Raw genomic sequence first — 24,995 nt, 5'->3', positions numbered from 1 at the left:
AGCCGCGTGGCGGCGTTGGCTGCTCAGCCCCGGTACTCGTCCTTCAGGCGCACGTAGTGGTCGGCCGAATAGTGCAGCGACTCGATCTCCTTGTCGCTCAGCGTCCGCGCCGGCCGGGCCGGGTTGCCGACCCACAGCTCGCCTTCGCCCACCACCTTGCCGGGGCCGATCACCGCGCCGGCACCGACGAAGCCGTGGCGTTCAACGCGGGCACCGTCGAGGATGCAGGCGCCCATGCCGATCAGGCTGTAATCGCCGATGGTGCAGGCATGGATGATGCAGCCGTGGCCGACGGTCACGCCCTCGCCGATCAGGGTCGGGTAACCGGCCTTGTTGTACGGGCTGTGGTGGCTGACATGGATGATGGTGCCGTCCTGCACGTTGGTGCGCGCACCGATGCGCACGTAATTGACATCACCGCGGATGACCGTGCCCGGCCACACCGACACGTCGTCGGCCAGGTCCACGTCGCCGATGACGGTGCAGGCCGGGTCGATGTACACGCGCTCGCCGAGGACGGGCATCTTGTCGCGGAAGGGGCGCAGCGGGTTCATCGGTGTCTCCGGAAATCAGGGCATTCGCGACGATGATACGCGTGCGTCCGCTGGGGGAGGTACCGCCCTGGGGCCGCGCGGATACGCAGTAGATCCACGCCATGCGTGGATGGTGATCTCGGTGCCGACCAAGGTCGGCAGCTACCAGAAACGGGTGCAACCGCTCAGGCCGGCGCGTGCTCGGCCAGCATCTGCCGGAACAGCGCGTCCAGCCGGGTGCTGTCGCCCTGCCCAGCGGGCAGATGCGGGGCCTGCTCGACGCGGGCGGCCAGCTCACGATCGATGAAATCGCTGATCGCCGCGATGCGCGGTCCGGCACTGACCTCGGCACTGGCGCGTTTCACCACCAGCAGGGCATCGATGGCTTCACGCACCGGGCCATGTGGCAGCAGCCGGTCCAGCAGATCCTCGAAGGCCATCGGCTGGGGTGTCTGCTCGTGTTCGATCCACTGGCAGGCCAGCAGTGGGCGCAGCACGTACAGGTACTTCTTGGTGCGTACCGTTTCGCCACGCAGGTAGCCGCGATGGTTCGAGCGCGCCATGTTGAAGTAGTGCCACCACGTGCCCAGTGGTGAATGGAACGACTCAGCTGCCTTCCACAGCTGCGACACCGCGGTGTGATCCTGCTGGTAGATGATCGGCGAGCGCAGCCACTCGATCAGTGTCGGATTGGATTTTGAAACCAGGCGCAGCGCTTTGCGCAGGTCCCAGCCGCTGACGTCGAGTTCATCGTCGATCGGCAGTTCGATCACATCGCGCTGTGCTTCACCGGGGCCGGTGCTCTCGTTGACGGTGAGATACCACGGCTGGCGATGCACGTAGATGAAGCGCGCGTCGTAGTCGCTGTCCGGCGAGGAAAAACCCCAGCCGCGGCTGCCGGATTCGCAGGCCAGCAGCACACGCACATCGTGGCGCTGTTCGATGTCGGCGAGGGTGGAAAGAATGGCGGCGCGCTTGTCCGGCGCGATCGGGTGGATGTCGTCCATGCAGTCGTGATTCGTTGATGTCGAGCGTTCTCGAATGTAGCGCAGATCGAACACACTGCGCCTGCCGGGCCAAGCCAGGCGAACGCGATCACGGCTCGTAGCTGTAGCCCATGCCGTACACCGAACGGATCGGTTCGCCTTCCATGCCGGCGTCGGCCAGCTTGCGGCGCAGGTTGCGCACATGGCTGTCGACGGTGCGGTCGACCACCACGCGATGGTCCAGGTACAGCCGGTCGAGCAGTTCATCGCGCGCCCAGATCCGGCCCGGCGTGGCCAGCAGCGTGCGCAGCAGGCGGTATTCCACCGGGGTCAGGTCCAGGCCCTTGCCGTTCCAGGTGGCGCGTGCGGCCGGCTCGTCGATGTGCAGGCCGCCGTTGGCGCGCGCACCGGGGTCCGGGCGGTAGCGGCGCAGCACCGCCATCACCCGAGCGACCACTTCACGCGGACTGAACGGCTTGCAGATGTAGTCGTCGGCACCGATCTCCAGGCCCAGCAGGCGGTCGATCTCTTCCACCCGTGCGGTGACCATGATGACCGGCACATCGCTGCCGGCGCGCAGTTCGCGGCACAGGTCCACGCCGTCGCGCTGCGGCAGCATCAGGTCCAGCAGCACCAGGTCGGGCTGGTAGCGCGCGAACGCCTCGATCACCTGGCCACCGTCGTCCACCCACTCGCTGGCCATGCCGGCAGCGGCCAGGTAGTCGCGCAGTACCGAGGCCAGGCGTGGCTCGTCCTCGACGATCAGGATCTTCGCGGACGTGGCGGGCGACGTGCTCATGCAGGCTCCGGCAGGGTGATGACCACGCGCAGCCCGCCCAGTGGCGAGGGCTCGGCGTGGATGACGCCGTGGTGGGCCAGGATGATGTTGTGGCTGATGGCCAGGCCCAGCCCGCTGCCGCCACTGGCGCGGTTGCGCGAACTTTCCACGCGGTAGAAGCGTTCGAACAGCAGCGCGCACTTGTCGGCCGGCACGCCCGGCGCGGTGTCTTCCACGATCAGCTGCAGGCCGGCAGGCACGCGCGCTGCCTGCACGAGTACGCGGCCACCGGCGTGGGTGTAGCGCAGTGCATTTTCCAGCAGGTTGGCCAGCACCTGCTGCAGGCGCCGTTCGTCACCGGACACCTGCAACGGCGTGGCGGGCAGATCTTCTTCCAGCGCCAGGCCTGCATTGGCAAAGCGCACGCGCATGCCATTGAGTTCGCTGCGAAGCAGCGCCACCAGGTCCAGTGGCGCGAAGCGGTACGCCAGGCCGCCGGACTGGGTCATCGACAGGTCGTGCAGGTCGTCGATCAGCTTGCCCAGCTGGCGGATCTCGCCCTGCAGGCCCACCAGGTTGGCGCGGTCCAGCGGACGGATGCCATCTTCGATCGCCTCCAGCTCGGCGCGCACCACCGCCAGCGGCGTGCGCAGTTCATGCGAGATGTCGGCAATGAAGGCGCGGCGGTTGCGCTCGGTATCGTCCAGCGCCTGCGCCATCCGGTTGAAGTCGTTGACCAGTGCGTCCAGCTCATCGTCGCTGGTGCGCTCGATGCGGGTGGCGTAGTCACCGGCGGCCAGCCGGTGCGTGGCCGCGGCCAGCTTGGCCAGGCGCTTGCGCAGCGCACGCGATACCAGCCAGGCCAGCAGTACCGTCACCAGCAGTAGTGCGATGCCGATCACCCACCAGGCACGCACCTGGGTGTTGTAGAAATTCAGGTCGTTGGTGGCGATGACGGTCTGGAAGGGGACCATGCCCAGCCAACCTACGGTCTGCCCGTCCACCTGCACCGCGTGCGGCTCGTCATCGCTGGTGGCGTCGGGGTTGCCGGCCACGAAGCGGTGCTGCGCATCGAACAGGCCCAGACGCGAGGGCACGCCGGTCTGGTCGGACAGCGGCGGCACCGGTCCTTCGTGCCCATGGGCCAGATCCGGGCGCAGCAACCGCGCCCAGCGGTCGCCATCACCGTGCAGATGTTCCCAGCCAGCGTGCTCGCGGTACTCGCGCTGCAGGTGCGGCATCAACCGCTGCATGCGCAGATCGCCCTGGTCGTTGAGGTAGTCCAGGAATCCGGTCTGGAAGGCCACGCGGCTGGCAATACCGTTCACTGCCAGCACCAGCAGGCAGGCGGTGAAGATCGCGAGGAAGGTCTTCGCGGTCAGGCCGAATTTGAGTCGAATCTTCGCCATCGCGGAGGCCATTAGCGGCGCATGCGGCGCCGAAAGCAAGCGCCAGCTGAGCCGGTCGCACAATCTCCATATTCTCTGCACAGTTCCACGGCAGCGTGCACGGGTCCACGCAAGGCCCCCACGCCCCCCATGTCCCTCCTGCGCCCGCTGTCCCGTTCCCCGCGTCCCCTGCTGCTGCCCCTGCTGCTGGCCCTGGCGGCCTGTTCGGCGGGCAGGACTGAAGCCCCGGCCATGCCCGAAGTGGGCGTCATCACCGCCAGAGCGCAGCCGCTGGCACTGCAGCAGACCTTGCCCGGCCGCGCCGTGCCGTTCGAGATCTCCGAGGTGCGGCCGCAGATCGGCGGCCTGATCCGCCAGCGTCTGTTCACCGAAGGCCAGCAGGTCGAGGCAGGGCAGCTGCTGTACCAGGTCGACCCGGCGCCGTACCAGGCTGCTTTCGATACCGCGCGCGGGCAGCTGGCGCAGGCCGAGGCCACTGTGTTGTCGGCACAGCCGAAGGCCGAGCGCACCCGCGCGCTGGTGAGCATGGATGCGGCCAGCAAGCAGGATGCCGACGACGCCACCTCGGCGCTGAAGCAGGCGCAGGCCAACGTGATCGCCGCGCGCGCTGCATTGCAGGCCGCCCGCATCAACCTTGACTACACGCGGGTGACCGCGCCCATCGACGGTCGCATTGGCACTTCCAGCGTGACCGCTGGTGCGCTGGTCGCGGCCGGGCAGGATGCCGCGCTGACCACCATCCAGCGGCTGGACCCGGTGTACCTGGATGTCACCCAGTCCAGCACGCAGATGCTGGCGCTGCGCAAGCAGCTCGATGCCGGCCTGGTGAAGGCCATCGATGGCAAGGCACAGGTGAAGGTGCTGCTGGAGGACGGCAGCACCTATGCGCATGAGGGCACCCTGGAGTTCGTTGGCAGCGCGGTTGATCCGGGCACCGGCAACGTGGTGCTGCGCGCGGTCATCCCGAACCCGGACGGTCTGTTGCTGCCCGGCATGTACCTGAAGGCGGTGCTGCCGATGGCCACCGACGCGCGCGCGCTGCTGGTGCCGCAGAAGGCGGTGATGCGCAACGAGCGCGGCGAGCCGCTGCTGCGCCTGCTCGACGCCAGGGATCATGTGGTCGAGCGCCGGGTCAGCACCGGCCAGGTGGTCGGCAACCAGTGGCAGATCACCGATGGCCTCAAGGCCGGCGAACGGGTGATCGTCAGCAACGGCAGTGCGGTATCACTGGGCCAGCAGGTGAAGGCGGTGGCGGCCACGACGGCGCAGCTGGCCGCGATGCCAGCGATCGACCCGAACGGCAACACCGACGAAAAGTCGCACTGAGGCCTGCCGCGCATGGTTCGTTTCTTCATCGACCGGCCGATCTTCGCCTGGGTGATCGCCATTGCGGTCAGCCTGCTCGGCCTGCTTGCGATCCTGATCCTGCCGGTGGACCGCTATCCGCAGATCGCCCCGCCCACCATCACCATCCGCGCCACCTACACCGGCGCCTCGTCGCAGACCGTGGAAAACGCGGTCACCCAGGTCATCGAGCAGTCCCAGCAGAGCCTGGACCACCTGATGTACATGACCTCCACCAGCGCCTCCGACGGCTCGGCGCAGGTCAACCTGGTGTTCGCCACCGGTACCAACCCGGACACCGCGCAGGTGCAGGTGCAGAACCAGCTGCAGGCCGCCATGGCCACGCTGCCGCAGGCGGTGCAGCAGAACGGCCTGACCATCACCAAGTCCAGTGGTTCGATCTTCGAGGTGCTGTCGTTCACCAGCGAAGACGGCAGCATGGACAACTTCGATGTCGCCAACTTCATGGAAGCGCGCATCGACGACCAGATCAGCCGCGTCAGCGGTGTCGGCAACATCCAGCCGATCGGCCAGGAGTACGCCATGCGGATCTGGCTGGATCCGGAGAAGATGCGCCAGTACGCACTGATGCCGTCGGACATCGAGACCGCACTGCAGGCGCAGAACACCGACGTGTCGGCCGGTGAACTCGGCGGCCAGCCGGCGCTGAAGGGCCAGCAGCTCGACGCCACGGTGACCGCGCGCAGCCGCCTGCACACGCCCGAGCAGTTCGCGCAGGTGGTGCTGAAGGCCGATGCCAACGGCAGCGTGGTGCACCTGGGCGACGTGGCGACGATCGGCCTGGGGCCGGAGAGCTACGACAGCATCAGCACCTTCAACGGCAAGCCGTCGGCCTCGCTGGGCATTGAACTCAATGCCGGTGCGAACGCGATCGCCGTCTCCAGGGCCATCGATGCACGGCTTCAGCAGCTGCAGAAGTACTGGCCGCATGGCTACACCGCCCACGTGGCCTTCACCACCACGCCGTTCGTGACCATCTCGCTGAAGGAAGTGGTGATCACCCTGATCGAGGCGATCATCCTGGTGGTGCTGGTGATGTACCTGTTCCTGCAGAACTGGCGCGCCACCCTGATCCCGACCATCGCGGTGCCGGTGGTGCTGCTGGGCACGTTCGGCGTGCTGGCCGCGTTCGGCTATTCGATCAACACGCTGACCATGTTCGCACTGGTGCTGGCCATCGGCCTGCTGGTGGACGATGCCATCGTGGTGGTGGAGAACGTGGAACGGGTGATGACCTTCGAAGGGCTGGCGCCGAAGCCGGCCACACTCAAGGCGATGGGCCAGATCACCGGCGCGCTGGTCGGCATCGTGCTGGTGCTGACCGCGGTGTTCCTGCCGATGGCGTTCTTCAGCGGTGTCACCGGCGTGATCTACCGCCAGTTCTCGGTGACGATTGCTGCAGCGATGATCCTGTCGGTGCTGGTGGCGATGACCATCACCCCCGCGCTGTGCGGCAGCATCCTGCATCAGATCCCCAAGGGCGGCCACCCGCATGGAGACCACGGCGGCGAACCGAGCCTGCTGGGCAAGTTCTTCATCTGGTTCAATCACCGCTTCGAACGCACCTCCAACGGCCTGCGTCGTCGGGTGGATGGATTCCTCGGCCGGCGCACGCTGGGCGTGGTGTTCTACCTGGTGCTGAGCGTGGCCACCGGCCTGCTGCTATGGCACCTGCCGGGTGCATTCCTGCCTGATGAGGACCAGGGCATGCTCAACGCGCTGGTGAAGCTGCCGGCCGGTTCCACGCTGGAGCAGACGCGGGCGGTGATGGATCGCCTGAGTGCCGCCGCGGTGAAGGACGACAGCGTGCTGTCGATCCAGGCCACCGCCGGTTTCAGCGTGACCGGCAGCGGCCAGAACGTCGGTCAGGCCTTCATCCGCCTGAAGGATTGGGATGACCGCAAGGATGATGCCGATACCATCGCCGCGCGCTTGACTACAGCCATGGCCAGCGTGCCCGATGCACAGGTGTTCATCACCTCGCCACCGGCCATCCTCGGCCTGGGTGATGCGGGCGGATTCACCCTGGAACTGCAGGACGAAGGCGGTGCCGGCCATGCGGCCGCGGTGGCCGCGCGCAACACCCTGCTGAAGGAAGCTGCCAAGGATCCGAGGCTGGTCAACGTGCGCTATGCCAGCCTGGAAGATGCACCGGTGTATGCGGTGAAGGTGGACGACGCCAAGGCGCAGGCGATGGGCGTGAGCCCGCAGGACATCAATGACACCTTGAACGCGGCGCTGGGCGGCGACTTCGTCAACAACTTCATCTACAAGGGCCGCATCAAGAAGGTGTTCATCCAGGGCACTGCCGAAGCACGCATGCAGCCGCAGGACATCGAGCGCTGGAGCGTGCGCAACCAGGCCGAGCAGATGGTGCCGCTGTCGTCGCTGGTCAGCACCCACTGGACCAGCGCACCGGCCGCGCTGCAGCGCTACAACGGCATCTCGGCGATGGAAATCACCGGCCAACCAGCGCCGGGTGTCAGCTCCGGCGAGGCGATGGCCGAGATCGCGCGCCTGGCCGACACACTGCCGGAAGGCTTCAGCCACGCCTGGTCGGACATGGCCTACCAGGAACAGCTGTCGGGCAACCAGGCGCCGATGCTGTATGCCATCTCGCTGCTGTTCGTGTTCCTGTGCCTGGCCGCGCTGTATGAAAGCTGGGCGGTGCCGTTCGCGGTGATGCTGGCCGTGCCGGTAGGCGTGTTCGGTGCCGTGCTGATGATGAACCTGCGTGGCCTCAACAACGATGTGTACTTCCAGGTCGGCCTGTTGACCACGATTGGTCTGGCAGCGAAGAACGGCATCCTGATCGTCGAGTTCGCGCGCATCCTCGAACAGCAGGGCAAGAGCACCCGCGAAGCGATCCTGCAGGCCGTCTATCTGCGGCTGCGGCCGATCGTAATGACCTCGCTGGCGTTCCTGATGGGCGTACTGCCGCTGGTGTTTGCCACCGGCGCCGGTTCGGCTGCGCGCCGTTCGCTGGGTACCGGCGTGGCCGGTGGTACGGTTGCCTCGATGGTGCTGGGCATGTTCTTCGTGCCGTTGTTCTACCTGCTGGTGCGCCGCATGTTCCCGGGCCGCGCCGCAAGCCAAGCCACTGCCCCGGAGGCAAGCCCATGAAGCCGTTGCTGCTGCGCGCCCTGACGGCCGCGACGATGACCACCGTGCTCGGTGGCTGCGTGAGCATGGCGCCGCGTTACCAGCGGCCCGAGGCGCCGGTGCCGATGCAGTTCGGCAATGCAGCGACCGGCGAAGCTGATCCTGCGCTGGCGATGCCGGCATGGCGTGAGGTGTTCCTCGAACCGCGCCTGCAGCAGGTGATCGCGCTGGCCCTGCAGAACAACCGCGACCTGCGCGTGGCCGTGCTGCAGGTGGAGAAGGAGCGGGCGCAGTACCGCATCCAGCGTGCAGCGCTGCTGCCGTCGGTGGATGCCAGCGGCAGTGTCACCCGCTCGCGGGTCAGCGATGCCAACAGTGAGACCGGGGCCACCCAGGTGACCGAGTCCGATGCGGTGCAGGTGGGCATCAGCAGCTGGGAGCTGGACCTGTTCGGTCGCATCCGCAGCCTGAAGAACGAGGCCATGCAGAACTGGCTGGCCAGTGCCGAGAACCAGCGCGCGGCGCGCACCAGCCTGGTCGCCGAAGTGGCGACGGCGTGGCTGGCGCTGGCCGCCGATGGGCAGTCGCTGGCATTCACGCAACAGACCCTGGACAGCCAGCAGCAGACCCTGCAGCGCACCGAGGCCCGCCATGCGCAGGGGGTGGCCTCGGGCCTGGACCTGTCGCAGGTGCAGACCAGCGTGGAAGCCGCGCGCGGCGCGCTCGCCAAGCTGCAGACGCAGCAGGCGCAGGATCGTGATGCATTGCAGCTGTTGGCGGGGGCGCCGCTGGATCCGGCCCTGCTGCCGACAACGCAGGTGCTGGAAGGCAGCGTCGCGCTGGCACCGCTGCCCGCCAACCTGCCCTCCAGCGTGTTGCTGCAGCGCCCGGACGTGCTGTCCGCTGAGCATGCGTTGCAGGCAGCCAACGCCGATATCGGTGCCGCGCGCGCTGCATTCTTCCCGACGCTGACGTTGACTGCCAACTACGGGCACAGCTCCACCGCGTTGTCGACGCTGTTCTCGGCCGGCACCCGTGGCTGGTCGTTCGTGCCCAGCATCACCGCGCCGATCTTCCATGCCGGCGCACTGAAGGCGTCGCTGGATGCCTCGAAGATCGGCAAGGACATCGGCATCGCGCAGTACGAGAAGGCGATCCAGCAGGCCTTCAGCGAAGTGGCCGATGCGCTGGCCACGCGTGATCACCTGGCCGCGCAGATCGATGCGCAACGCGCGTTGGTGGCCGCCAGCCAGCGCAGCTACACGCTGGCCGAGGCACGCTACCGCACCGGACTGGATGGCTATCTGCAGTCGTTGGACGCGCAGCGCAGCCTGTATGCCGCGCAGCAGGACCTGATCGCCCTGCAGCAGCAGGAAGCGGGCAACCGGGTGACGTTGTTCAAGGTGCTGGGCGGAGGCGCGGACGCACGGTAACGCGCCCGCCAATGTGGGTGTGTCTTCCGCTCCGGTAGGTGCCGACCTTGGTCGGCACAAATGCATGCAGCATCGCGATCTGCTGATTCGTGCCGACCAAGGTCGGCACCCACCAGAAGCAGGTGTGACTGCTTACGCCACGCGTCCGCGCCGCGCCCGCTCCAGGTGCACCAGCAGCAGCGAGATCGCCGCCGGGGTCATGCCCGGGATACGTTGCGCCTGGCCGATGGTCTGCGGGCGCACACGTTCCAGTTTCTGCAGTGCCTCAGCCGACAGCCCGCGCACGGTCGCATAGTCGAACGCCTCGGCGATCGGCGTGGCCTCATGCCGCTGCTGCCGCTCGATTTCCTCGCGCTGGCGATCCAGGTAGCCGGCGTACTTCACCCCGATCTCCACCTGTTCGGCGACTTTGGCGTCGGCCACGGCCGGGCCCAGCGACGGCACCTGCATCAGCTGCGCGTAATCCAGCTCGGGGCGCTTGATCAGGTCCAGCACATTGGTTTCGCGGCTGACCGCCACGCCCAGCGTTTCCTGCACTTCGCGGCCCAGCGCATTGGCCGGGGTCGCCCACAGTGCACCCAATCGCACGCGCTCGGCGGCCACGGCAGCCTGCTTGGTCTCGAACGCGTTCCAGCGGCGGTCATCGACCAGGCCCATCTCGCGACCGGCCGGGGTCAGGCGCTGGTCGGCATTGTCCTCGCGCAGCTGCAGGCGGTATTCGGCGCGGCTGGTGAACATGCGGTACGGCTCGTTGGTGCCGTGGGTGATCAGGTCATCCACCAGCACGCCCAGGTACGCCTCATCGCGGCGCGGGCACCAGCCGTCCAGCCCGCGCACCTGGCGCGCGGCGTTGAGGCCGGCCAGCAGTCCCTGCGCGGCGGCTTCTTCATAACCGGTGGTGCCGTTGATCTGGCCAGCGAAGAACAGGCCGTTGACCAGCTTGGTTTCCAGCGAAGCCTTCAGCCCGCGCGGGTCGAAGAAGTCGTACTCGATCGCATAGCCGGGGCGGGTGATATGCGCGTTTTCGAAGCCGCGGATGCTGCGCACCATCTCCAGCTGCACGTCGAAGGGCAGCGAGGTGGAAATGCCGTTGGGGTAGATCTCGACGATGCCCAGGCCTTCGGGTTCGACGAAGATCTGGTGGCTGGCCTTTTCGGCGAAGCGCACCACCTTGTCCTCGATGGACGGGCAGTAGCGCGGGCCGATGCCCTCGATCTGGCCGCTGTACAGCGGCGAGCGATGCAGCGCGTCGCGGATGATCTGGTGGGTCTGCTCGGTGGTGTGGGTGATCCAGCAGCTGACCTGCTGCGGATGCTCGTCCACCGAGCCGAGGAAGGACATCACCGGACGCGGCGTGTCGCCGGGCTGCTCGTCCATCGCGCTGTAATCCAGCGAACGGCCATCGATGCGCGGCGGCGTGCCGGTCTTCAAGCGGTCCACCTGGAACGGACGCTCGCGCAGGCGCGCGGCCAGCGTGGTGGCCGGCGGGTCGCCCATGCGGCCGGCGGCGTACTGGGTCGGGCCGACGTGGATCTTGCCGGCCAGGAAGGTGCCGGCGGTCAGCACCACGGCTTCGGCGTCGAAGCGCAGGCCGGTCTGGGTGATGACCCCGCGCACGGCGTCGCCTTCGATGACCAGGTCATCGACGGCGGCCTGGAACACGGTCAGGTTGGCCTGGCCTTCGACGATGGCGCGGATCGCCATGCGGTACAGGTTGCGGTCGGCCTGGCAGCGGGTCGCGCGCACGGCCGGGCCCTTGGAGGCGTTGAGCGTGCGCCACTGGATGCCGGCGCGGTCGGCGGCATGCGCCATCGCACCGCCCAGGGCGTCGATTTCCTTGACCAGATGGCCCTTGCCGATGCCGCCGATGGCCGGGTTGCAACTCATCGCGCCCACGGTTTCGATGTTGTGGGTCAGCAGCAGGGTGCGCACGCCGGTGCGGGCTGCGGCCAGCGCGGCTTCGGTGCCTGCGTGGCCACCGCCGATGACGATGACGTCGTAACGATGGAAGGACGGGTTCATGGGAGGCTGTTCAGCTGGGGGCGGGCGCGGCCGGGGGGCGGCGCCGGGGTGGCGATTTTAGCGCCATTCGGGGCCAGGACGCCGGCGCCGGCCAGTTGGCGTCGAAATCAACCCTAAAGTTGGCAGGATTTTTGCAGATAACCCAATAGCACCCATCGTGGCTGGCGCCGTAGGCGCCCGTGACCGGAATTGGAACAGGGGCCGGTACAGGTGCACGATGGGGGAGCAGAGGGCCGGCAGTCGGGGGACTGTCCGGCCCTGTTTTTTGGGGCGCCGGGAAAGGCCCCATCCACGCATGGCGTGGATCTACTGAAGCAGGGGCCTCGCCGGTCGGCGTCCCGCCAAAACAAACGGCCCCGCATTGCGGGGCCGTCTGCCTTCAGAGGTGCCGACATCCGACAGGGCCGGAACAGGGGGGATCCAGATGTTCCTGTCGGATATCGACGTAGAGCTTTCTGCGGCGGCCCGTGTCGTTTTTGTCACTTTGTGACGCGGGCCGTCACTGTCCGCGTAGATTGCGGCTTAGACCGTGTGAAATGCAAGACGGTTCAGCGCTCAACTGTGCGCTGCGTCGCACGATCCATGTTGCGCCAGGGGGAACCGTTCATCCTCGGCGCACTCGGTGCCGGGGCCGGGCGGGCCTGCGGTGCGGGCGCCGGCGGCTGCATGTTCGACTGCGGCGGGCGACGCATCGAATCCATGTTCCGCCACGGGGAACCGCCGTTGTACGACGGCCTCGGCGGCGGCGGACGGTTCTCGCCACCGTTGCCGGGCGGGCGCGGCGGCGGGCGGTGGTTGTGCGGCGGGCGGTAGATCGGGCGCGAGTAGTACGGGTTGCCATAGCCGCCGTAATAGCCGCCATAGCCACCGTAGTACGGGTAGCCGTAGTTGTAGGGATAGCCGGCCGGGTAGCGGTACTCCACCGACGGCGCGCCGTGGTAGTAGCCGCCACCGCGGCCACCGCCTACATAGTCGTAGGTGGTGCAGCCAGTCAGGCCCAGCAACAGGCCACCGGCAAGCAACAGGCGCATTTTCATGGTGGGTCCCCCCAGAGGACGGGTGTGCAGTCAGCTTCGTGCGCGGGCATTGAATCGGCCCTTAATCCGGCTGGCCAGGATGAATGGAGGCGTAGGCCCGCATGCTGGCATGACCTGTGCCCCGGTCGCCAGCGCAGGGGCATACGTTAATCTTGCGTCATGAGCGATTCACTGTTGCCCCGCGCCGATGACGTCCTGCTTGCTGCTGCGAGGATCGCCCCGCATGCCAGCGTGACCCCGGTGCTGCGCTCGCGCACGCTCGATGCGATGACCGGCGCACAGCTGGCGTTCAAGGCCGAGCACCTGCAGCGCGGTGGCGCATTCAAGTTCCGTGGTGCCTGCAATGCGGTGTGGTCGCTCGATGCCGATCGTGCCAGTACCGGCGTGGTGACCCATTCCTCCGGCAACCACGGTGCCGCGCTGGCCCTGGCCGCACGCACCCGGGGCATCCCCTGCCATGTGGTGGTGCCGGAAGGGGCGGTGGCCGCCAAGCTGGCCAACATCGCCCGCCACGGCGCCACGCTCTGGCGCTGCCCGCCGACCATCGCCGACCGCGAGGCCACCTGTGCCAGGGTGCAGGCCGATACGGGCGCGACCCTGGTCCATCCGTACGCGGACCCGGCGGTGATGGCCGGTCAGGGCACTGCGGCCCTGGAACTGCTGCACAGCGACGGCCCGTTCGATGCGCTGTTGGTGCCGGTAGGCGGCGGTGGCCTGGCCAGCGGTACCGCGCTCGCCCTGCAGCACGCCAGTCCGCAGACCCGGCTGATTCTGGCCGAGCCGGCCGGTGCCGATGACACCGCGCGCTCGCTGGCCACCGGCGAGCGCCAGGGCGCGTTCACCCCGGACACCATCTGCGATGGCCTGCGTACCCTGATCGGCGCGCCCAATTTCGACTTGCTGCGCGCCGCCGGTGCCGAGGTCATCGTGGTCGATGACGCCGCAACGCTGGCGGCGATGCGCCTGCTGTGGGACGTGCTCAAGCAGGTAGTGGAACCCTCATCGGCCACCGTGCTGGCTGCGGTGCTGGCGCAGCCACAGCGCTTCGCCGGCCTGCGCGTGGGCCTGGTGTTGTCTGGCGGCAACGTCGACCTGCCAGCGCTGCGCTGGGGGGCTGCGTGAGCCGCGGGCGGCACCGCGAACGCACCGGCCTGCTGGGCTGGTTGTGGCGGCTGTTCGTGCTGCTGGTGATCTGGCTGCTGGGCGTGACCGCCTGGATCGTCTGGGTGGGGGAACGTGACCAGGCCGCCAAGGCCGACGCCATCATCGTGCTGGGTGCCGCCGCCTATGACGCCAAGCCGTCACCCGTGTTTGAAGAACGCATCCGCCATGGGCTGGACCTGTATGAAGCGCGCTATGCGCCGCTGCTGATCTTCACCGGTGGCTATGGCGGTACCGGTGCCCGCTTCTCCGAATCGCAGGTCGCGCGGCGCTATGCGCTCAAGCACGGCGTGCCGGACGACGCGATCCTGATCGAGACCGCCTCGCGCAATACCGTGCAGAACCTGGTGGAAGCCAAGCGGCTGATGGACCAGCGCAGCCTGCACCGGGTGATCATTGTCAGCGACCCGCTGCACATGGCGCGCGCGCTGCGCCTGAGCAAGGCGCTGGGCATCGATGCGCTGGCCTCGTCCACGCCCAGCACGCGTTTCCGCAGCTTCCATACCAGCTGGCGCTTCCTGGTGCAGGAAATCTATTTCTTCCACCGCGACCTGGTGCGCCCGCCGTTGAGTTCGCCGGCCAACACCTGAGCAGCTGCCGCTACGATCGCCCGGGTTGTCGTGCTGGCCCATACCTGCCTTTGGTAGGTGCCGACCTTGGTCGGCACGATGCTGGCGGCACCGCGATCTGATGGATTGTGCCAACCAAGGTTGGCACCTACCAAAAGCAGACCCGCGATCGTTCGATCAGGTCTGCTTGCGACGGATCGGAATCGCCGACACCGGCACCGCGGCCACGTCATGCCCGCCCTCGCGGATCGGCGCGCCCGGGTCCGGTGCCCAGGCGTGGGCGTAGATCACTTCCCAGCTGCTGGGCAGCTTGCCGTCGGCGCGGCGCATCGGTTCGTACGCCGCCGCCGCCGCCGCGAAACGTCCGCGCCCGGTCAGGGTATGACGGCGGTCTACCCGTGCATTGGTCGCGCCCATCGCGCGCAGCTCGCGCATCAGCGAGGGCAGGTCGTCGTAGGTCAGGGTGAACAGATCGCGGTCCAGCACCGGGTCGCGGAAGCCAGCCATCATCAGTGCATCGCCGAACTGCGCGATCTGCGCGAAGCGGCTCACGTGCGGGCGGTCGTCGGCGGCGGCGAAGGCTTCATTGAGTTCCACCAGGGTTTCCGGGCCGAAGGTCGAGCACAGCAGCAGGCCACCCGGCTTGAGCACGCGGCGGAACCCGGCGAACACCGCCGGCAGGTCGTCCACCCACTGCAGGCACAGGTTGCTGAAGATCACGTCGACGCTGTTGTCGGCCAGCGGCAGCGCAGCGGCGTCACCGCACAGGCGCTGGAACGGCTTCCACCAGCCGGCCTGGCGCTTGGCCTGGTCCAGCATCGGCAAGGCCACGTCCAGCGCGATCACCTGTGCCTTGGGCCAGCGCTTCTTCATCAGCGCACTGGCGTGGCCGGTGCCGGAACCAATGTCCAGCACCACCTCGGGCTTGCGTGCCTCCAGGTAGTCCAGCGATTCGATCAGCCGCGACTGCACCTCGCGCTGCAGGGCGGCAGCAGCGTCGTAACTGGTGGCGGCACGCGCGAACGCGCGGCGGACATGGCGGGCATCGAAGTGGGACGGCATTGCGAAAGTCTCTTAGAACGTACCGGGGTAGGCGCCGCCGTCGATCAGCAGGTTCTGCCCGGTGAGGTAACCGGCCTGTGCACTGCACAGGAAGGCGCAGGCGGCGCCGAATTCGTCCGGCGTGCCGAAGCGGCCGGCGGGAATCTGCTGGCGCCGGCGTTCAGCCACGTCGCCGGCGTCGCCGTCCTTGCCCGCACTGTGGGCGAAGTTGGCGCGCAGGCGATCGGTGTCGAACTGGCCGGGAAGCAGGTTGTTGATCGTGACGTTGTGGGCCACGGTGCGGCGCGACAGGCCGGCGACGAAGCCGGTCAGGCCACTGCGCGCGCCGTTGGACAGTGCCAGGATGTCGATCGGTGCCTTCACCGCCGACGAGGTGATGTTGACGATGCGGCCGAAGCCGCGCTCGATCATCGCGTCGACGGTGGCGCGGATCAGCGCGATCGGCGCCAGCATGTTGGCGTCCAGCGCGGCAATCCAGTCGTCGCGCTCGAAATTGCGGAAATCACCGGGCGGCGGGCCACCGGCGTTGTTGACCAGGATGTCCACCTGCGGGCAGGCGGCCAGTACCGCCTTGCGGCCGGCCTCGGTGGTGACGTCGGCGACGACGGTGCGTACCTCACCGGCACCGGGCAGTGCACGCAGTTCGTCGGCAGCGATCTGCAGTGCAGCCTCGCCACGAGCCACGATCACTACGTTCACGCCCTCGCGCACCAGTGCACGCGCGCAGCCCAGGCCCAACCCCTTGCTTGCGCCGCAGACCAGTGCCCAGCGACCAGTGATACCCAGATCCATGCGTCAGTCCTGCGGAATTCGGTAGGCGCTCATTGTCCGCCATCGGCCGGTGACAGGCCGGCAACGAAGTGTTGCAGGGCGGCTGCCACCTCATCGGCATGGCCGAGGAAGGGTGCATGGCCGCCGTGGGCGATGGTCAGCGCCTGCGCGCCCGGGGCCAGCGCCGCAGCGGCCTGCATGGCGACCGGTGACACCAGGCGGTCGCGCTGGCCGGCGATCCACAGGCTGGGCTTCCCCAGCGCTGGCAGGGCGCCGCGCAGGTCGGTGCTTTCGAGCAGGCGCAGGCCTTCCAGCAGGGCGCGTTCAGTGGGGGCGCCGCGCTCGACCAGGCGCTGGCGCAGCGTGCGCAGCTCCTCGCGGGCGTGCGCCGAGCCCATCACGTCCAGTGCCAGGAAGCGCTCCAGGGTGCCGCCGAAATCGTTGGCCAGCTCGCGCCCGAACTGCTCGAACACCGCCGGTTCCACCGCGTGCGGCCAATCCTCGCCACGCACGAAACGCGGCGTGGCGGCGATCATTGCCAGGCCGCGTACCTTCGGCAGCGTTGCCGCCGCGTGCAATGCGAACAGGCCGCCCAGCGACCAGCCGCACCACACCGCCGGCGGCGTGGCCGCGGCAATGGCACTGACCACGAACGGCAGGCGCAGCGACGTGGTGTCCTCGCGGCTGTGCCCGTGGCCGGGCAGGTCGACAAGATGCAGGGTGAACTGGTCCGTAAGCCGCTGTACCAGCGGCGCGAACACGCCGCCCTGCAGGGCCCAACCGTGGATCAACACCAGGTCCGGCCCACGGCCGGTGACTTCAATATGCATGGGCAACTACACGGAACTCAGGCAAAAGCGGGCAGCGGCGGTGGGGCGGCTTCGCGTACGGCCAGGTCGACGCGATCGCGCGCGTTGGCGATGGCCTCGACCAGACCCCGCACCTGTTCCGGTGCATGCAGTGCGGACAGCGTGACGCGCAGGCGCGCCTTGCCTTCCGGCACCGTCGGCGGGCGGATCGCCCCGACCAGCCAGCCGGCCTGTTCCAGCGCCTTGGACATCGCCATGGCGCTGTGGTCATCGCCGCACAGCAGCGGCTGGATCGGCGTTTCCGAGGCCATCAGGTCCAGCCCGTGGCGGCGTGCTTCGCTGCGGAACAGCGCGATCAGGTCGGCCAGCTTGGAGCGGCGCCAGTTGTCCCTGCGCGCCAGACGCACCGCTTCGAGTGCAGCGGCGGCCATCGCCGGTGGCACGGCGGTGGTGTAGATGTACGGGCGCGCGGTTTCGGCCAGATGCTCGATCAGGTCGTCGCGGCCCAGCACCAGTGCACCGGAACCACCCAGCGCCTTGCCCAGTGTGACCAGCTGCAGCGGCACATCGTCCACGCCCAGTCCTGCGGCGGCCACGGCACCACGGCCATCACCGACCACGCCTACACCGTGCGCATCATCCACATAGAACAGCGCCTGCTGCAGGCGTGCCACAAGCGACAATGCACGCAGCGGTGCGATGTCGCCATCCATGCTGAAGACACCATCGGTGGCCAGCATTGCCGCGCCATCGGGCGCGTGCTTGAGCTGACGCATCGCGCCTTCCGCATCCAGATGCGGATAACGACGCAGACGTGCGCCGGCCAACCGGGTGGCATCGAGCAGGCTGGCGTGGTTGAGCTTGTCCTGTACGCAGACATCGTTCTCTTCACTCAGCAGTGCCTGCTGCACCGCCAGATTGGCGGCGAAGCCACTGCCGAACAGCAATGCACGCGGGTAACCCAGCCACTCGGCCACCTCGCGTTCGAGTGCGTCGTGCATCGCGTGGTGGCCGCAGACCAGGTGCGAGGCACCAGCGCCAGCGCCTTCGCGTGCGGCGGCGTCCTGCAGCGCGTTGACCACGCTGAACTGCTGGGCAAGGCCCAGGTAGTCGTTGCTGCAGAAGCCGGTCAGCCATTGGCCGTCCACTTCCAGGCGCACGCCATCACGACGGGTGACCGTGCGTCGCGGGCGGCGACGGCCTTGGGCATCGCGCAGAGCGCGCTGGGCGTGGAGGCGGGCGGTCAGGTCGGGGCGGGCCATGGTGGCTGAATGCGTCGACGGGGCGGCTAGGGTAGCGCGTTGCCGCTGCGCCTGCTTGCGGCCCGTCTCAGGCCGCGTGAGCGCAGCCGCAGCCGGGCGTATCGGCGCTGATATCGGCGTGCACGGTGCCGCCGTGGTCGTGGCCTTCGGCATCCACCTGTACTGCCATTGGCTGCAGACCCAGCCGCGCGAACAGGGCCAGGTCGCGTTCGCTTTCCGGGTTGCCGGTGGTCAGCAGCTTGTCGCCGTAGAAGATCGAATTGGCACCGGCCAGGAAGCACAGCGCCTGCAGTTCGTCGCTCATCGCCTCGCGGCCGGCCGACAGCCGCACCATCGAGCGCGGCATGGCGATGCGGGCCACCGCGATCATGCGCACGAACTCGAACGGGTCCAGTTCGGCGCTGCCATGCAGCGGCGTGCCCGCCACCTGCACCAGCTTGTTGATCGGCACCGAATCGGGGTGTGCCGGCAACGTGGCCAGCGCCAGCAGCAGGCCAACGCGCTGCGCGCGCGTCTCGCCCATGCCGACAATACCGCCGCAGCAGGTCTTCAGGCCGGCATCGCGCACATGCTCCAGCGTGTCCAGGCGGTCCTGGTACTGGCGCGTGTGGATGATCGAATCGTAGTAATCCGGCGCGGTGTCGAGGTTGTGGTTGTAGTAGTCCAGGCCCGCATCCTTCAGCGCACGCGCCTGCTCGCCGCTGAGCATGCCCAGCGTGGCGCAGGTCTCCAGCCCCAGTGCCTTCACCCCGGCGATCATCGCCGCCACCTTCGGGATGTCGCGGTCCTTCGGCGAACGCCACGCCGCGCCCATGCAGAAGCGCGATGCGCCGGCGGCCTTGGCCTGGCGTGCCTTGGCCAGCACCGCATCGGTCTCCATCAGCTTCTGCGCGTTCACCCCGGTGCTGTAGCGCTGCGCCTGCGGGCAGTACGCGCAGTCTTCCGGGCAGCCACCGGTCTTCACCGACAGCAGCGTGGACACCTGCACCTGCGCTGGGTCGAAGTGCTCGCGATGGACCGCGGCGGCGCGGAACAGCAGCTCGGGGAACGGCAGATCGAACAGCGCCTGCAGTTCGTCGTGTTGCCAGTCGTGGCGGATGGCAGCAGCCATGGCGGGACCTTGGGTACGAATGGAGCGAGGGCGGCAGTGTGGGTGGGTAGATGAAGGCTGTCAACAATATTATTCGAACAATGGTTTACAGTGCGCGCATCCAGTCAGGTGCGGTGGAAATGCGGTGTTTCACCGTATCCAGCAAGGCCTTCGGCCACAGTGGCCGCTGCCCAACCGGTACGACAGCGCGCAGACTCCTGCCCATGTTTGATCTTTACAGCCTCCGCGGCCGCATCACCGCGCTGGTTCTCAGCGAGGCCTGGCGCCGCCGTGCTGCGCTCTGGGGCGGCGCCGTGGCCGTGGCGCTGGTGGCCATCCTGTTCGCCAAGGCCAGCGACGCGGCCTTCCATCTATTCCAGCGGATCACAACGCACTCGCCGTGGTGGGCCCTGCTGCTCACGCCCGGCATCTTCGCGCTGTTGGCCTGGTTGACCGCCGGTGTGCTGAAACCCACGCGGGGCAGCGGTATTCCGCAGGTCATCGCTGCGCTGGACAAGCCCGATGAGCCATTCCGGAAGACCAATCTTTCGCCTGCGGTCTCAGCCGGCAAGCTGCTGCTGACGTCGTTGTCGCTGCTCGGCGGCGCGTCGGTCGGGCGCGAAGGTCCCACGGTGCATGTGGGCGCCAGCCTGATGTATCTGTTCGGTCGCTGGTTCGGTTTCAAGGATCCCCGCGAGCTCTCGCACTTCCTGCTGGCCGGTGGTGCGGCGGGTATCGCGGCGGCGTTCAACACGCCGTTGGCCGGAATCGTCTTCGCCATCGAGGAGCTCAGCGGCCGTTTCGAGCATCGTTTCTCCGGCACCCTGCTGACCGCGGTGATCGTCGGTGGCGTGGTGTCGCTGGGCCTGCTGGGCAACTACACCTACTTCGGCCATGTGAGCGCACGCCTGCCGCTCGGCCAGGGCTGGCTGGCCATCCTGCTATGCGGCGTGGTGGCTGGGTTGCTGGGCGGATTGTTCGCGCGCGCGGTGCTGGCCAGTGCGGCGGGCCGCCCGAGTTGGCTCGGGCAACTGCGGCAGCGGCATCCGGTTCTGTTGGCCGCAGGCTGCGGCCTGGTGGTGGTACTGCTCGCCCTGGTCTTCGGTGAAGGCGCGTTCGGCACCGGCTACGAGCAGGCGCGCAGCCTGGTGCAGGGGCAGGCGATGGTCGGCCACGAGTTCGGACTGATGAAGCTGCTGGCCAACCTCGCATCGTACGTGGCCGGCATTCCCGGCGGCCTGTTCTCGCCGGCGCTGGCGGTCGGCGCGGGACTGGGCCACAACCTGGCGGTACTGATGCCGGGCGTGGACCCGCGCGCGTTCGTGCTGCTGGGCATGTGCGCCTACCTGACCGGCGTCACCCAGGCACCACTGACCTCGGCGGTGATCTCGCTGGAGCTGACCGACAGCGGCGATCTGCTGCTGCCGATCCTGGCCACGGTGCTGATCGCGCGCGGCGTGTCCGGGCTGGTCTGCCGCGTGCCGATCTACCGCGGGTTGGCGGAGGTGTTGATGGCGCCGCAAGCAGAGCCAGCTGATAGGCATCGCTGATTACCTTGATCAACAGGATCAATCAGGTCGCAATCTTCACTCCTGCAGTGAAGCTGATTCCCCGTTGCACCGTCTACTCGATGCCAGGTGCGCCGCTGAAGATGCACCCACGCCGGGGCTGCACCCGGACCTGCATCGAGAGCGACCATGATCAACTGCCGTATCCGCAGCCTGGCGGCTGCCGTCCTGGCCCTGGCCAGTTCCCCCATGCTGGCGATCGCCGGTACCCCATTGCTGCCCAGCGAGCGCAGCATCGGCACCCTCGAACCGGTGGCGCGTTTCGAAGGCGCCATGCCCACCAGCGTGGCGGTATCTGAAACCGGGCGCATCTTCGTCAACTTCCCGCGCTGGGGCGATGAGGTGGCCTACAGCGTGGCCGAATGGCGCGACGGCCGCGCCGTGCCCTATCCGGATGCGCGCATCAACAGCGCGGAAGGAGCGGACCCGGCTGCACACTTCATCAGCGTGCAGAGCGTGGTGGCCGATGGCCAGGGCCGGTTGTGGGTGCTGGACACCGCCGCGCCCGGGTTCTCTGCGCCACAGGCCGGAGGTGCCAAACTGGTGGCGATCGACCTTGCCACCAACACCGTGGTCAAGACGCTGGTGTTCCCGGCCAACGTCATCGACGCGCGCACCTATGTCAACGATGTGCGCTTCGATTTCCGGGTTGGCCGCGAGGGCGTGGCCTACGTGACCGACTCGTCGCTGAGCGGTATCGGCGGCATCATCGTGATCGACCTCGCCACTGGCGTCGCGTCCAAGCGACTGGTCGGCCACGTATCCACCTCGGCCGATGCCGCCTTCGTGCCGATCGTGGAAGGGCAGCAGATGCAGCTGCGTAACGCCGATGGTTCATCGGCGCCGTTTACCGTGGCCGCCGATGGCATCGCCCTGTCGCCCGATGGCGGCACGCTGTTCTACACGCCCTTGTCCAGTCGTCATCTGTACAGCGTGCCGACCGCGCTGCTGCGCGACCCGAAGGTGAGTGAGGCGGCACTGGCGGCAGCTGTGGTCGACCTGGGCGACAAGGGCGCCTCCGATGGCATGGAGATGGACGCCAACGGGCGGTTGTATGCCAGCGATTACGAGCACAACGCCATCCATGCCCGCGACGCGCAGGGGCGATGGACGACGGTGGTGCACGACCCGCGCATCCTGTGGCCGGATACGCTGTCGATGGGGCCGGACGGCTATCTGTACTTCACCGCCAACCAGCTGCATCGACAGGCTGGCTTCAATGGTGGCGTGGATCGCCGGCAGACGCCGTACATGGTGTATCGCACCCGGGTGGATGCGAAGCCTGCGCCGACGCGGTGAAGTGCTCCGTAAACTGGTAAGGATGCCTACGGGCTGAAGAGCGTGCGCCTGATGGCCTCGGGACCGCGGCGCGTTCAGGCTGTAGCGCATGCCAGCCCTGTCCACGCCCACTCGTCTTCTGCAGGCAGCACTTCGCGTGCTGCTGCCACTGCGCTGCCTGGTCTGTGGCGAGCCGGGCCACGATGAACTTGACCTGTGCCGCGCCTGCCTTGCCGAACTGCCCTGGGCCGGTCGTGCCTGCCTGCGCTGCGCACTCCCGCTACCCGGGAACGCCCTGATTGTCTGCGGCATATGCCGCGACGAGGTGCCGCCGCAGGCCGCCACGCATGCCAGCCTGCTGTACCTTCCACCCGTCGATCAGCTGCTGGTGCGTTACAAGTTCCATCAGGACCTGGCGGCCGGGCGCCTGCTCGCACAGCTGATGCAGCGCGCGCCACCACCCTGGTCGTGCGCGCCGCTGGTGCCGGTGCCGCTGCATGCGCGACGCCTGCGCCAGCGTGGCTACAACCAGGCCGCCGAACTGTGCCGCCTGTTGCCGATGCCGGTCTGGCAGGGGCTTTACCGGCGCCGCCACACCGCGCCGCAATCCGAGCGCAGCGCAGAACAGCGCCGGGACAATCTCTTTGACGCATTCGGCACGCGCTTGTCGCCACCCACACGGCTGACCGTCGTGGACGACGTGATGACCACCGGCAGCACCGTGATGGAAATCGCCGAGACGTTGCGGCTGGCGGGCGCCAAGGACGTGCGGGTCTGGGTGTGCGCACGGGTGCCGTGACGGCCGGAGCGATTGACACCATATGACGGCTGCTGAAGGATGCCCATCCTTCAGCGCGCGGTGCTCGACTGCGTCGCCGCAATGGGTGCGCGGATGCAAAGACCCTAAAGTTCCGCGCACTCCCGCCGATAGCGGTTGGCGGTCGAGTCGGTGTTGGCCGCACGTTCTATCTGCACGATGTCTGTTCACAGCTTCAGGTCTGTACCAATGCTGGACAAGGAAGTCGTTGATGGGTAACAGGAAAGCAGGATGCAGCATGCGTGCCGTTCTGGGCACCGCGGGGCTGTTGTGGATCGGCGTCGTGCATGCGCAGTCGGCCAGTCCTTCGTTCGTCGAGCAGCAGGAACTGCGCGAACGCGCCGAGCGCGAGGCACGCGAGCGTGAGCAGCGGCAGGCATTGCCGGATGTATCGCGCGAACAACCGGCCGCTGCCACCGATATGCATTCGCTGGAACTGCCGGACGAAGAACCGTGCTTCACCTTGCAACAGCTGCAGCTTGACGGCGCGCATCTGGGGCGGTTCGCGTTCCTGCAGCGCTATCTCGACCGCTACCGTGGCCGCTGCGTGGGCCAGCAGGGCATTGCGCTGATCGTCCGGCGTGCGTCGGATCTGGCGCTGGCCAAGGGCTACGTGACCACCCGCATCGGCCTGCCCGAGCAGAGCCTGGGCAGCGGAACCCTGCGCCTGCAGCTGGTGCCAGGCGTGATCCGGCAGATCCGCTTCAACGTGGAAGAGGTACCCGATTCGATGTGGAAGAGCGCGTTTCCCGCGCGGCCGGGGGACGTGCTCAATCTGCGCGCGTTGGAACAGGGCCTGGAACAGCTCAAGCGCGTTCCGTCGCAGGACGTAAGCATGGAGCTGGTGCCGGGCGAGGCGCCCGGCGAATCGGACGTGGTCATCAGCATCCGCCACGGCAAGCGCTGGCGTGCCTCGGTGTCGCTGGACGATGCCGGCAGCCGTGCGACCGGAAAGCAGCAGGTCGGCGCGACCGCCTGGGTAGACAACCTTGCTCGCGTCAACGACCTGCTCAGCATTGGCGTCAGCAGCGACGGCAGTGCCGACAAGGGCCGGGGTACCCACGGCTTCAATGCATCGTGGTCGGTTCCGCTGGGCAACTGGCGTTTCAGCACCAGTACCTACAGCTCGCGCTACAAGCAGACCATCGCCAGCAACGCCGACACGTTCGCCAGCACCGGCACCTCCAGCAACGTCGATCTGGCCGTGGAACGGCTGCTGGTGCGTGGCCAGAGCTATCGCAGCGGCATTGAACTGCGCGTGGCGCAACGGTCGTCGCACAGCTACGTGGAAGGCGTGGAGATCGAAGGCCAGCGCCGCCGTACCACCTCGGTCGAGCTGGCGCTGCTGCACCGCCAGTACCTGGGGCGGGTCCAGGCCGATGTCCGCCTGGCGCACCGCCGCGGCGTGCCCTGGCTGGGAGGCGATGATGACGCCGTGGGCCGCGATGACCTGGCGCCGACGTTCCGCTATGGGCTGACTACGCTGGATATCGGCGCCGGTGGCGCACTGACCTCCGGGCCGCGCCCGCTGGCATGGAACACCGCGCTCCGCTACCAGTGGAGCGAGGACACGCTGTATGGCTCGGAGTTCATCAGCGTCGGTGGCCGCTATACCGTCAACGGCTTCGACGGCGAGGTGCCACTCGGCGGCAGCCGCGGTGGCTATTGGCGCAACAGCATCAGCTGGATGGCACATCGCGCCATCGCGCCCTACGCGGGCATCGATATCGGCCACATCGAGCGCGACGACCGCCAGGGTATCGGCGGCGGAACCCTCAGCGGTGCGCACCTGGGTGCACGTGGCGAGCTGGGCGGATTGGCGTGGGATGGCTTCGTCGGCGTACCGATGAGCCGCCCGGCGTGGCTCAAGCATGAGGCACGCGGGCACGTGATCGGATTCCGCGCGTCCTGGCAGTTCTGATCCGGCTGGAAGCACCGTCGCC

At 67.8% G+C, this 24,995-nt stretch carries 20 protein-coding genes; 9 read left to right on the top strand and 11 right to left on the bottom strand.

Translation table 11 applies throughout. The features are described from left to right. Positions 1–23 precede the first annotated feature (23 nt). The 4 genes from ACZK4H_RS20855 to baeS form a co-directional block, all read right to left on the bottom strand. Positions 24–554, bottom strand: coding sequence for a gamma carbonic anhydrase family protein (locus ACZK4H_RS20855; RefSeq protein ID WP_099551696.1), 531 nt, complete (start codon positions 552–554; stop codon positions 24–26). A 164-nt stretch (positions 555–718) separates the two neighbouring features. Further along, positions 719–1,540, bottom strand: a complete 822-nt coding sequence (locus ACZK4H_RS20850; protein ID WP_099551695.1) for a nucleotidyltransferase domain-containing protein — start codon at positions 1,538–1,540, stop codon at positions 719–721. Between the two features lie 88 nt (positions 1,541–1,628). After that, the gene (locus ACZK4H_RS20845) at positions 1,629–2,318 is read right to left on the bottom strand and encodes a response regulator (RefSeq protein ID WP_099551694.1); all 690 of its coding nucleotides are present in this window, start codon (positions 2,316–2,318) and stop codon (positions 1,629–1,631) included. Further along, positions 2,315–3,718 (bottom strand): sensor histidine kinase efflux regulator BaeS, encoded by a 1,404-nt coding sequence (baeS, locus tag ACZK4H_RS20840; protein WP_099551693.1) that lies wholly within the window; start codon positions 3,716–3,718, stop codon positions 2,315–2,317. Before baeS ends, ACZK4H_RS20845 begins: the two co-directional genes overlap by 4 nt. Before the next feature lie 117 nt (positions 3,719–3,835). On the opposite strand from baeS, the gene smeA reads away from it, so the two are divergent. Genes smeA through smeC form a run of 3 tightly spaced genes read left to right on the top strand, consistent with a single transcriptional unit; the run spans position 3,836 to position 9,606 of the window. Further along, positions 3,836–5,032, top strand: a complete 1,197-nt coding sequence (gene smeA, locus ACZK4H_RS20835; protein WP_099551692.1) for a multidrug efflux RND transporter periplasmic adaptor subunit SmeA — start codon at positions 3,836–3,838, stop codon at positions 5,030–5,032. Positions 5,033–5,044: 12 nt separating this feature from the next. After that, positions 5,045–8,194 (top strand): multidrug efflux RND transporter permease subunit SmeB, encoded by a 3,150-nt coding sequence (gene smeB, locus ACZK4H_RS20830; protein ID WP_099551691.1) that lies wholly within the window; start codon positions 5,045–5,047, stop codon positions 8,192–8,194. After that, positions 8,191–9,606, top strand: coding sequence for a multidrug efflux transporter outer membrane subunit SmeC (gene smeC / locus ACZK4H_RS20825; protein ID WP_099551690.1), 1,416 nt, complete (start codon positions 8,191–8,193; stop codon positions 9,604–9,606). The genes smeB and smeC overlap by 4 nt, the downstream gene beginning before the upstream one ends. 132 nt (positions 9,607–9,738) lie before the next feature. Here the strand turns inward: smeC and mnmG are convergent, their stop codons facing one another. Together mnmG and ACZK4H_RS20815 are read right to left on the bottom strand one after the other, a co-directional pair. Further along, on the bottom strand, positions 9,739–11,628 hold the full coding sequence (gene mnmG / locus ACZK4H_RS20820; RefSeq protein ID WP_099551689.1) for a tRNA uridine-5-carboxymethylaminomethyl(34) synthesis enzyme MnmG: 1,890 nt from the start codon (positions 11,626–11,628) through the stop codon (positions 9,739–9,741). 548 nt (positions 11,629–12,176) lie between these two features. Further along, the gene (locus ACZK4H_RS20815; RefSeq protein ID WP_024958802.1) at positions 12,177–12,665 is read right to left on the bottom strand and encodes a hypothetical protein; all 489 of its coding nucleotides are present in this window, start codon (positions 12,663–12,665) and stop codon (positions 12,177–12,179) included. 159 nt (positions 12,666–12,824) lie between these two features. On the opposite strand from ACZK4H_RS20815, the gene ACZK4H_RS20810 reads away from it, so the two are divergent. Together ACZK4H_RS20810 and ACZK4H_RS20805 are read left to right on the top strand one after the other, a co-directional pair. Continuing rightward, positions 12,825–13,787, top strand: a complete 963-nt coding sequence (locus tag ACZK4H_RS20810; protein ID WP_099555224.1) for a pyridoxal-phosphate dependent enzyme — start codon at positions 12,825–12,827, stop codon at positions 13,785–13,787. Then, on the top strand, positions 13,784–14,416 hold the full coding sequence (locus tag ACZK4H_RS20805; RefSeq protein WP_099555222.1) for a YdcF family protein: 633 nt from the start codon (positions 13,784–13,786) through the stop codon (positions 14,414–14,416). The genes ACZK4H_RS20810 and ACZK4H_RS20805 overlap by 4 nt, the downstream gene beginning before the upstream one ends. 156 nt (positions 14,417–14,572) lie before the next feature. On the opposite strand, the gene bioC is transcribed toward ACZK4H_RS20805, so the two are convergent. The 5 genes from bioC to bioB all read right to left on the bottom strand — a co-directional run bounded on the left by bioC (position 14,573) and on the right by bioB (position 19,410). Further along, positions 14,573–15,457: a malonyl-ACP O-methyltransferase BioC gene (bioC, locus tag ACZK4H_RS20800; RefSeq protein ID WP_099555220.1), complete on the bottom strand. Its 885-nt coding sequence runs from the start codon at positions 15,455–15,457 to the stop codon at positions 14,573–14,575. Between the two features lie 12 nt (positions 15,458–15,469). Then, positions 15,470–16,249, bottom strand: a complete 780-nt coding sequence (locus ACZK4H_RS20795; RefSeq protein WP_099555218.1) for an SDR family oxidoreductase — start codon at positions 16,247–16,249, stop codon at positions 15,470–15,472. 29 nt (positions 16,250–16,278) lie between these two features. Then, positions 16,279–17,058, bottom strand: coding sequence for a pimeloyl-ACP methyl ester esterase BioH (bioH, locus tag ACZK4H_RS20790; protein WP_099555216.1), 780 nt, complete (start codon positions 17,056–17,058; stop codon positions 16,279–16,281). Positions 17,059–17,075: 17 nt separating this feature from the next. Continuing rightward, a complete protein-coding gene (gene bioF / locus ACZK4H_RS20785; protein WP_099555214.1) occupies positions 17,076–18,299 on the bottom strand; it encodes an 8-amino-7-oxononanoate synthase in 1,224 nt (407 codons plus the stop codon). 67 nt (positions 18,300–18,366) lie between these two features. Continuing rightward, positions 18,367–19,410, bottom strand: a complete 1,044-nt coding sequence (bioB, locus tag ACZK4H_RS20780; protein ID WP_005411515.1) for a biotin synthase BioB — start codon at positions 19,408–19,410, stop codon at positions 18,367–18,369. A gap of 203 nt (positions 19,411–19,613) precedes the next feature. Here bioB and ACZK4H_RS20775 point away from each other — a divergent pair, with 203 nt between their 5' ends. From ACZK4H_RS20775 to ACZK4H_RS20760, 4 genes are all read left to right on the top strand, one after another. Continuing rightward, entirely contained in the window at positions 19,614–20,939 is a 1,326-nt protein-coding gene (locus ACZK4H_RS20775) for a chloride channel protein (RefSeq protein ID WP_099555226.1), read from the top strand. 147 nt (positions 20,940–21,086) lie between these two features. Continuing rightward, positions 21,087–22,256 carry an L-dopachrome tautomerase-related protein gene (locus tag ACZK4H_RS20770; protein ID WP_099555211.1) on the top strand — a complete coding sequence of 390 codons (1,170 nt, stop codon included), beginning with the start codon at positions 21,087–21,089 and terminating at the stop codon, positions 22,254–22,256. 88 nt (positions 22,257–22,344) lie between these two features. Further along, on the top strand, positions 22,345–23,034 hold the full coding sequence (locus ACZK4H_RS20765) for a ComF family protein (RefSeq protein WP_099555209.1): 690 nt from the start codon (positions 22,345–22,347) through the stop codon (positions 23,032–23,034). A gap of 256 nt (positions 23,035–23,290) precedes the next feature. After that, complete coding sequence (locus ACZK4H_RS20760; RefSeq protein WP_239503692.1) at positions 23,291–24,973, top strand: ShlB/FhaC/HecB family hemolysin secretion/activation protein; 1,683 nt, start codon at positions 23,291–23,293, stop codon at positions 24,971–24,973. The last annotated feature ends 22 nt before the right edge of the window (positions 24,974–24,995 follow it).

Source organism: Stenotrophomonas sp. 78350_Sma (genome assembly GCF_056482105.1).
The sequence above is the reverse complement of the archived record's forward strand: the minus strand, read 5'-3'. Positions and strand labels throughout refer to the sequence as shown.

What these genes read in the sequence shown, in the direction of transcription:
- ACZK4H_RS20760 (WP_239503692.1), top strand. Translation starts at nt 23,291, where the DNA reads ATGCGTGCCGTTCTGGGCACCGCGGGGCTGTTGTGGATCGGCGTCGTG.
- ACZK4H_RS20845 (WP_099551694.1), bottom strand. Translation starts at nt 2,318, where the DNA reads ATGAGCACGTCGCCCGCCACGTCCGCGAAGATCCTGATCGTCGAGGAC.
- bioC (WP_099555220.1), bottom strand. Translation starts at nt 15,457, where the DNA reads ATGCCGTCCCACTTCGATGCCCGCCATGTCCGCCGCGCGTTCGCGCGT.
- bioH (WP_099555216.1), bottom strand. Translation starts at nt 17,058, where the DNA reads ATGCATATTGAAGTCACCGGCCGTGGGCCGGACCTGGTGTTGATCCAC.
- ACZK4H_RS20795 (WP_099555218.1), bottom strand. Translation starts at nt 16,249, where the DNA reads ATGGATCTGGGTATCACTGGTCGCTGGGCACTGGTCTGCGGCGCAAGC.
- ACZK4H_RS20770 (WP_099555211.1), top strand. Translation starts at nt 21,087, where the DNA reads ATGATCAACTGCCGTATCCGCAGCCTGGCGGCTGCCGTCCTGGCCCTG.
- ACZK4H_RS20810 (WP_099555224.1), top strand. Translation starts at nt 12,825, where the DNA reads ATGAGCGATTCACTGTTGCCCCGCGCCGATGACGTCCTGCTTGCTGCT.
- baeS (WP_099551693.1), bottom strand. Translation starts at nt 3,718, where the DNA reads ATGGCCTCCGCGATGGCGAAGATTCGACTCAAATTCGGCCTGACCGCG.
- smeC (WP_099551690.1), top strand. Translation starts at nt 8,191, where the DNA reads ATGAAGCCGTTGCTGCTGCGCGCCCTGACGGCCGCGACGATGACCACC.
- smeB (WP_099551691.1), top strand. Translation starts at nt 5,045, where the DNA reads ATGGTTCGTTTCTTCATCGACCGGCCGATCTTCGCCTGGGTGATCGCC.
- ACZK4H_RS20765 (WP_099555209.1), top strand. Translation starts at nt 22,345, where the DNA reads ATGCCAGCCCTGTCCACGCCCACTCGTCTTCTGCAGGCAGCACTTCGC.
- ACZK4H_RS20815 (WP_024958802.1), bottom strand. Translation starts at nt 12,665, where the DNA reads ATGAAAATGCGCCTGTTGCTTGCCGGTGGCCTGTTGCTGGGCCTGACT.
- ACZK4H_RS20855 (WP_099551696.1), bottom strand. Translation starts at nt 554, where the DNA reads ATGAACCCGCTGCGCCCCTTCCGCGACAAGATGCCCGTCCTCGGCGAG.
- mnmG (WP_099551689.1), bottom strand. Translation starts at nt 11,628, where the DNA reads ATGAACCCGTCCTTCCATCGTTACGACGTCATCGTCATCGGCGGTGGC.
- bioF (WP_099555214.1), bottom strand. Translation starts at nt 18,299, where the DNA reads ATGGCCCGCCCCGACCTGACCGCCCGCCTCCACGCCCAGCGCGCTCTG.
- ACZK4H_RS20850 (WP_099551695.1), bottom strand. Translation starts at nt 1,540, where the DNA reads ATGGACGACATCCACCCGATCGCGCCGGACAAGCGCGCCGCCATTCTT.
- bioB (WP_005411515.1), bottom strand. Translation starts at nt 19,410, where the DNA reads ATGGCTGCTGCCATCCGCCACGACTGGCAACACGACGAACTGCAGGCG.
- smeA (WP_099551692.1), top strand. Translation starts at nt 3,836, where the DNA reads ATGTCCCTCCTGCGCCCGCTGTCCCGTTCCCCGCGTCCCCTGCTGCTG.
- ACZK4H_RS20775 (WP_099555226.1), top strand. Translation starts at nt 19,614, where the DNA reads ATGTTTGATCTTTACAGCCTCCGCGGCCGCATCACCGCGCTGGTTCTC.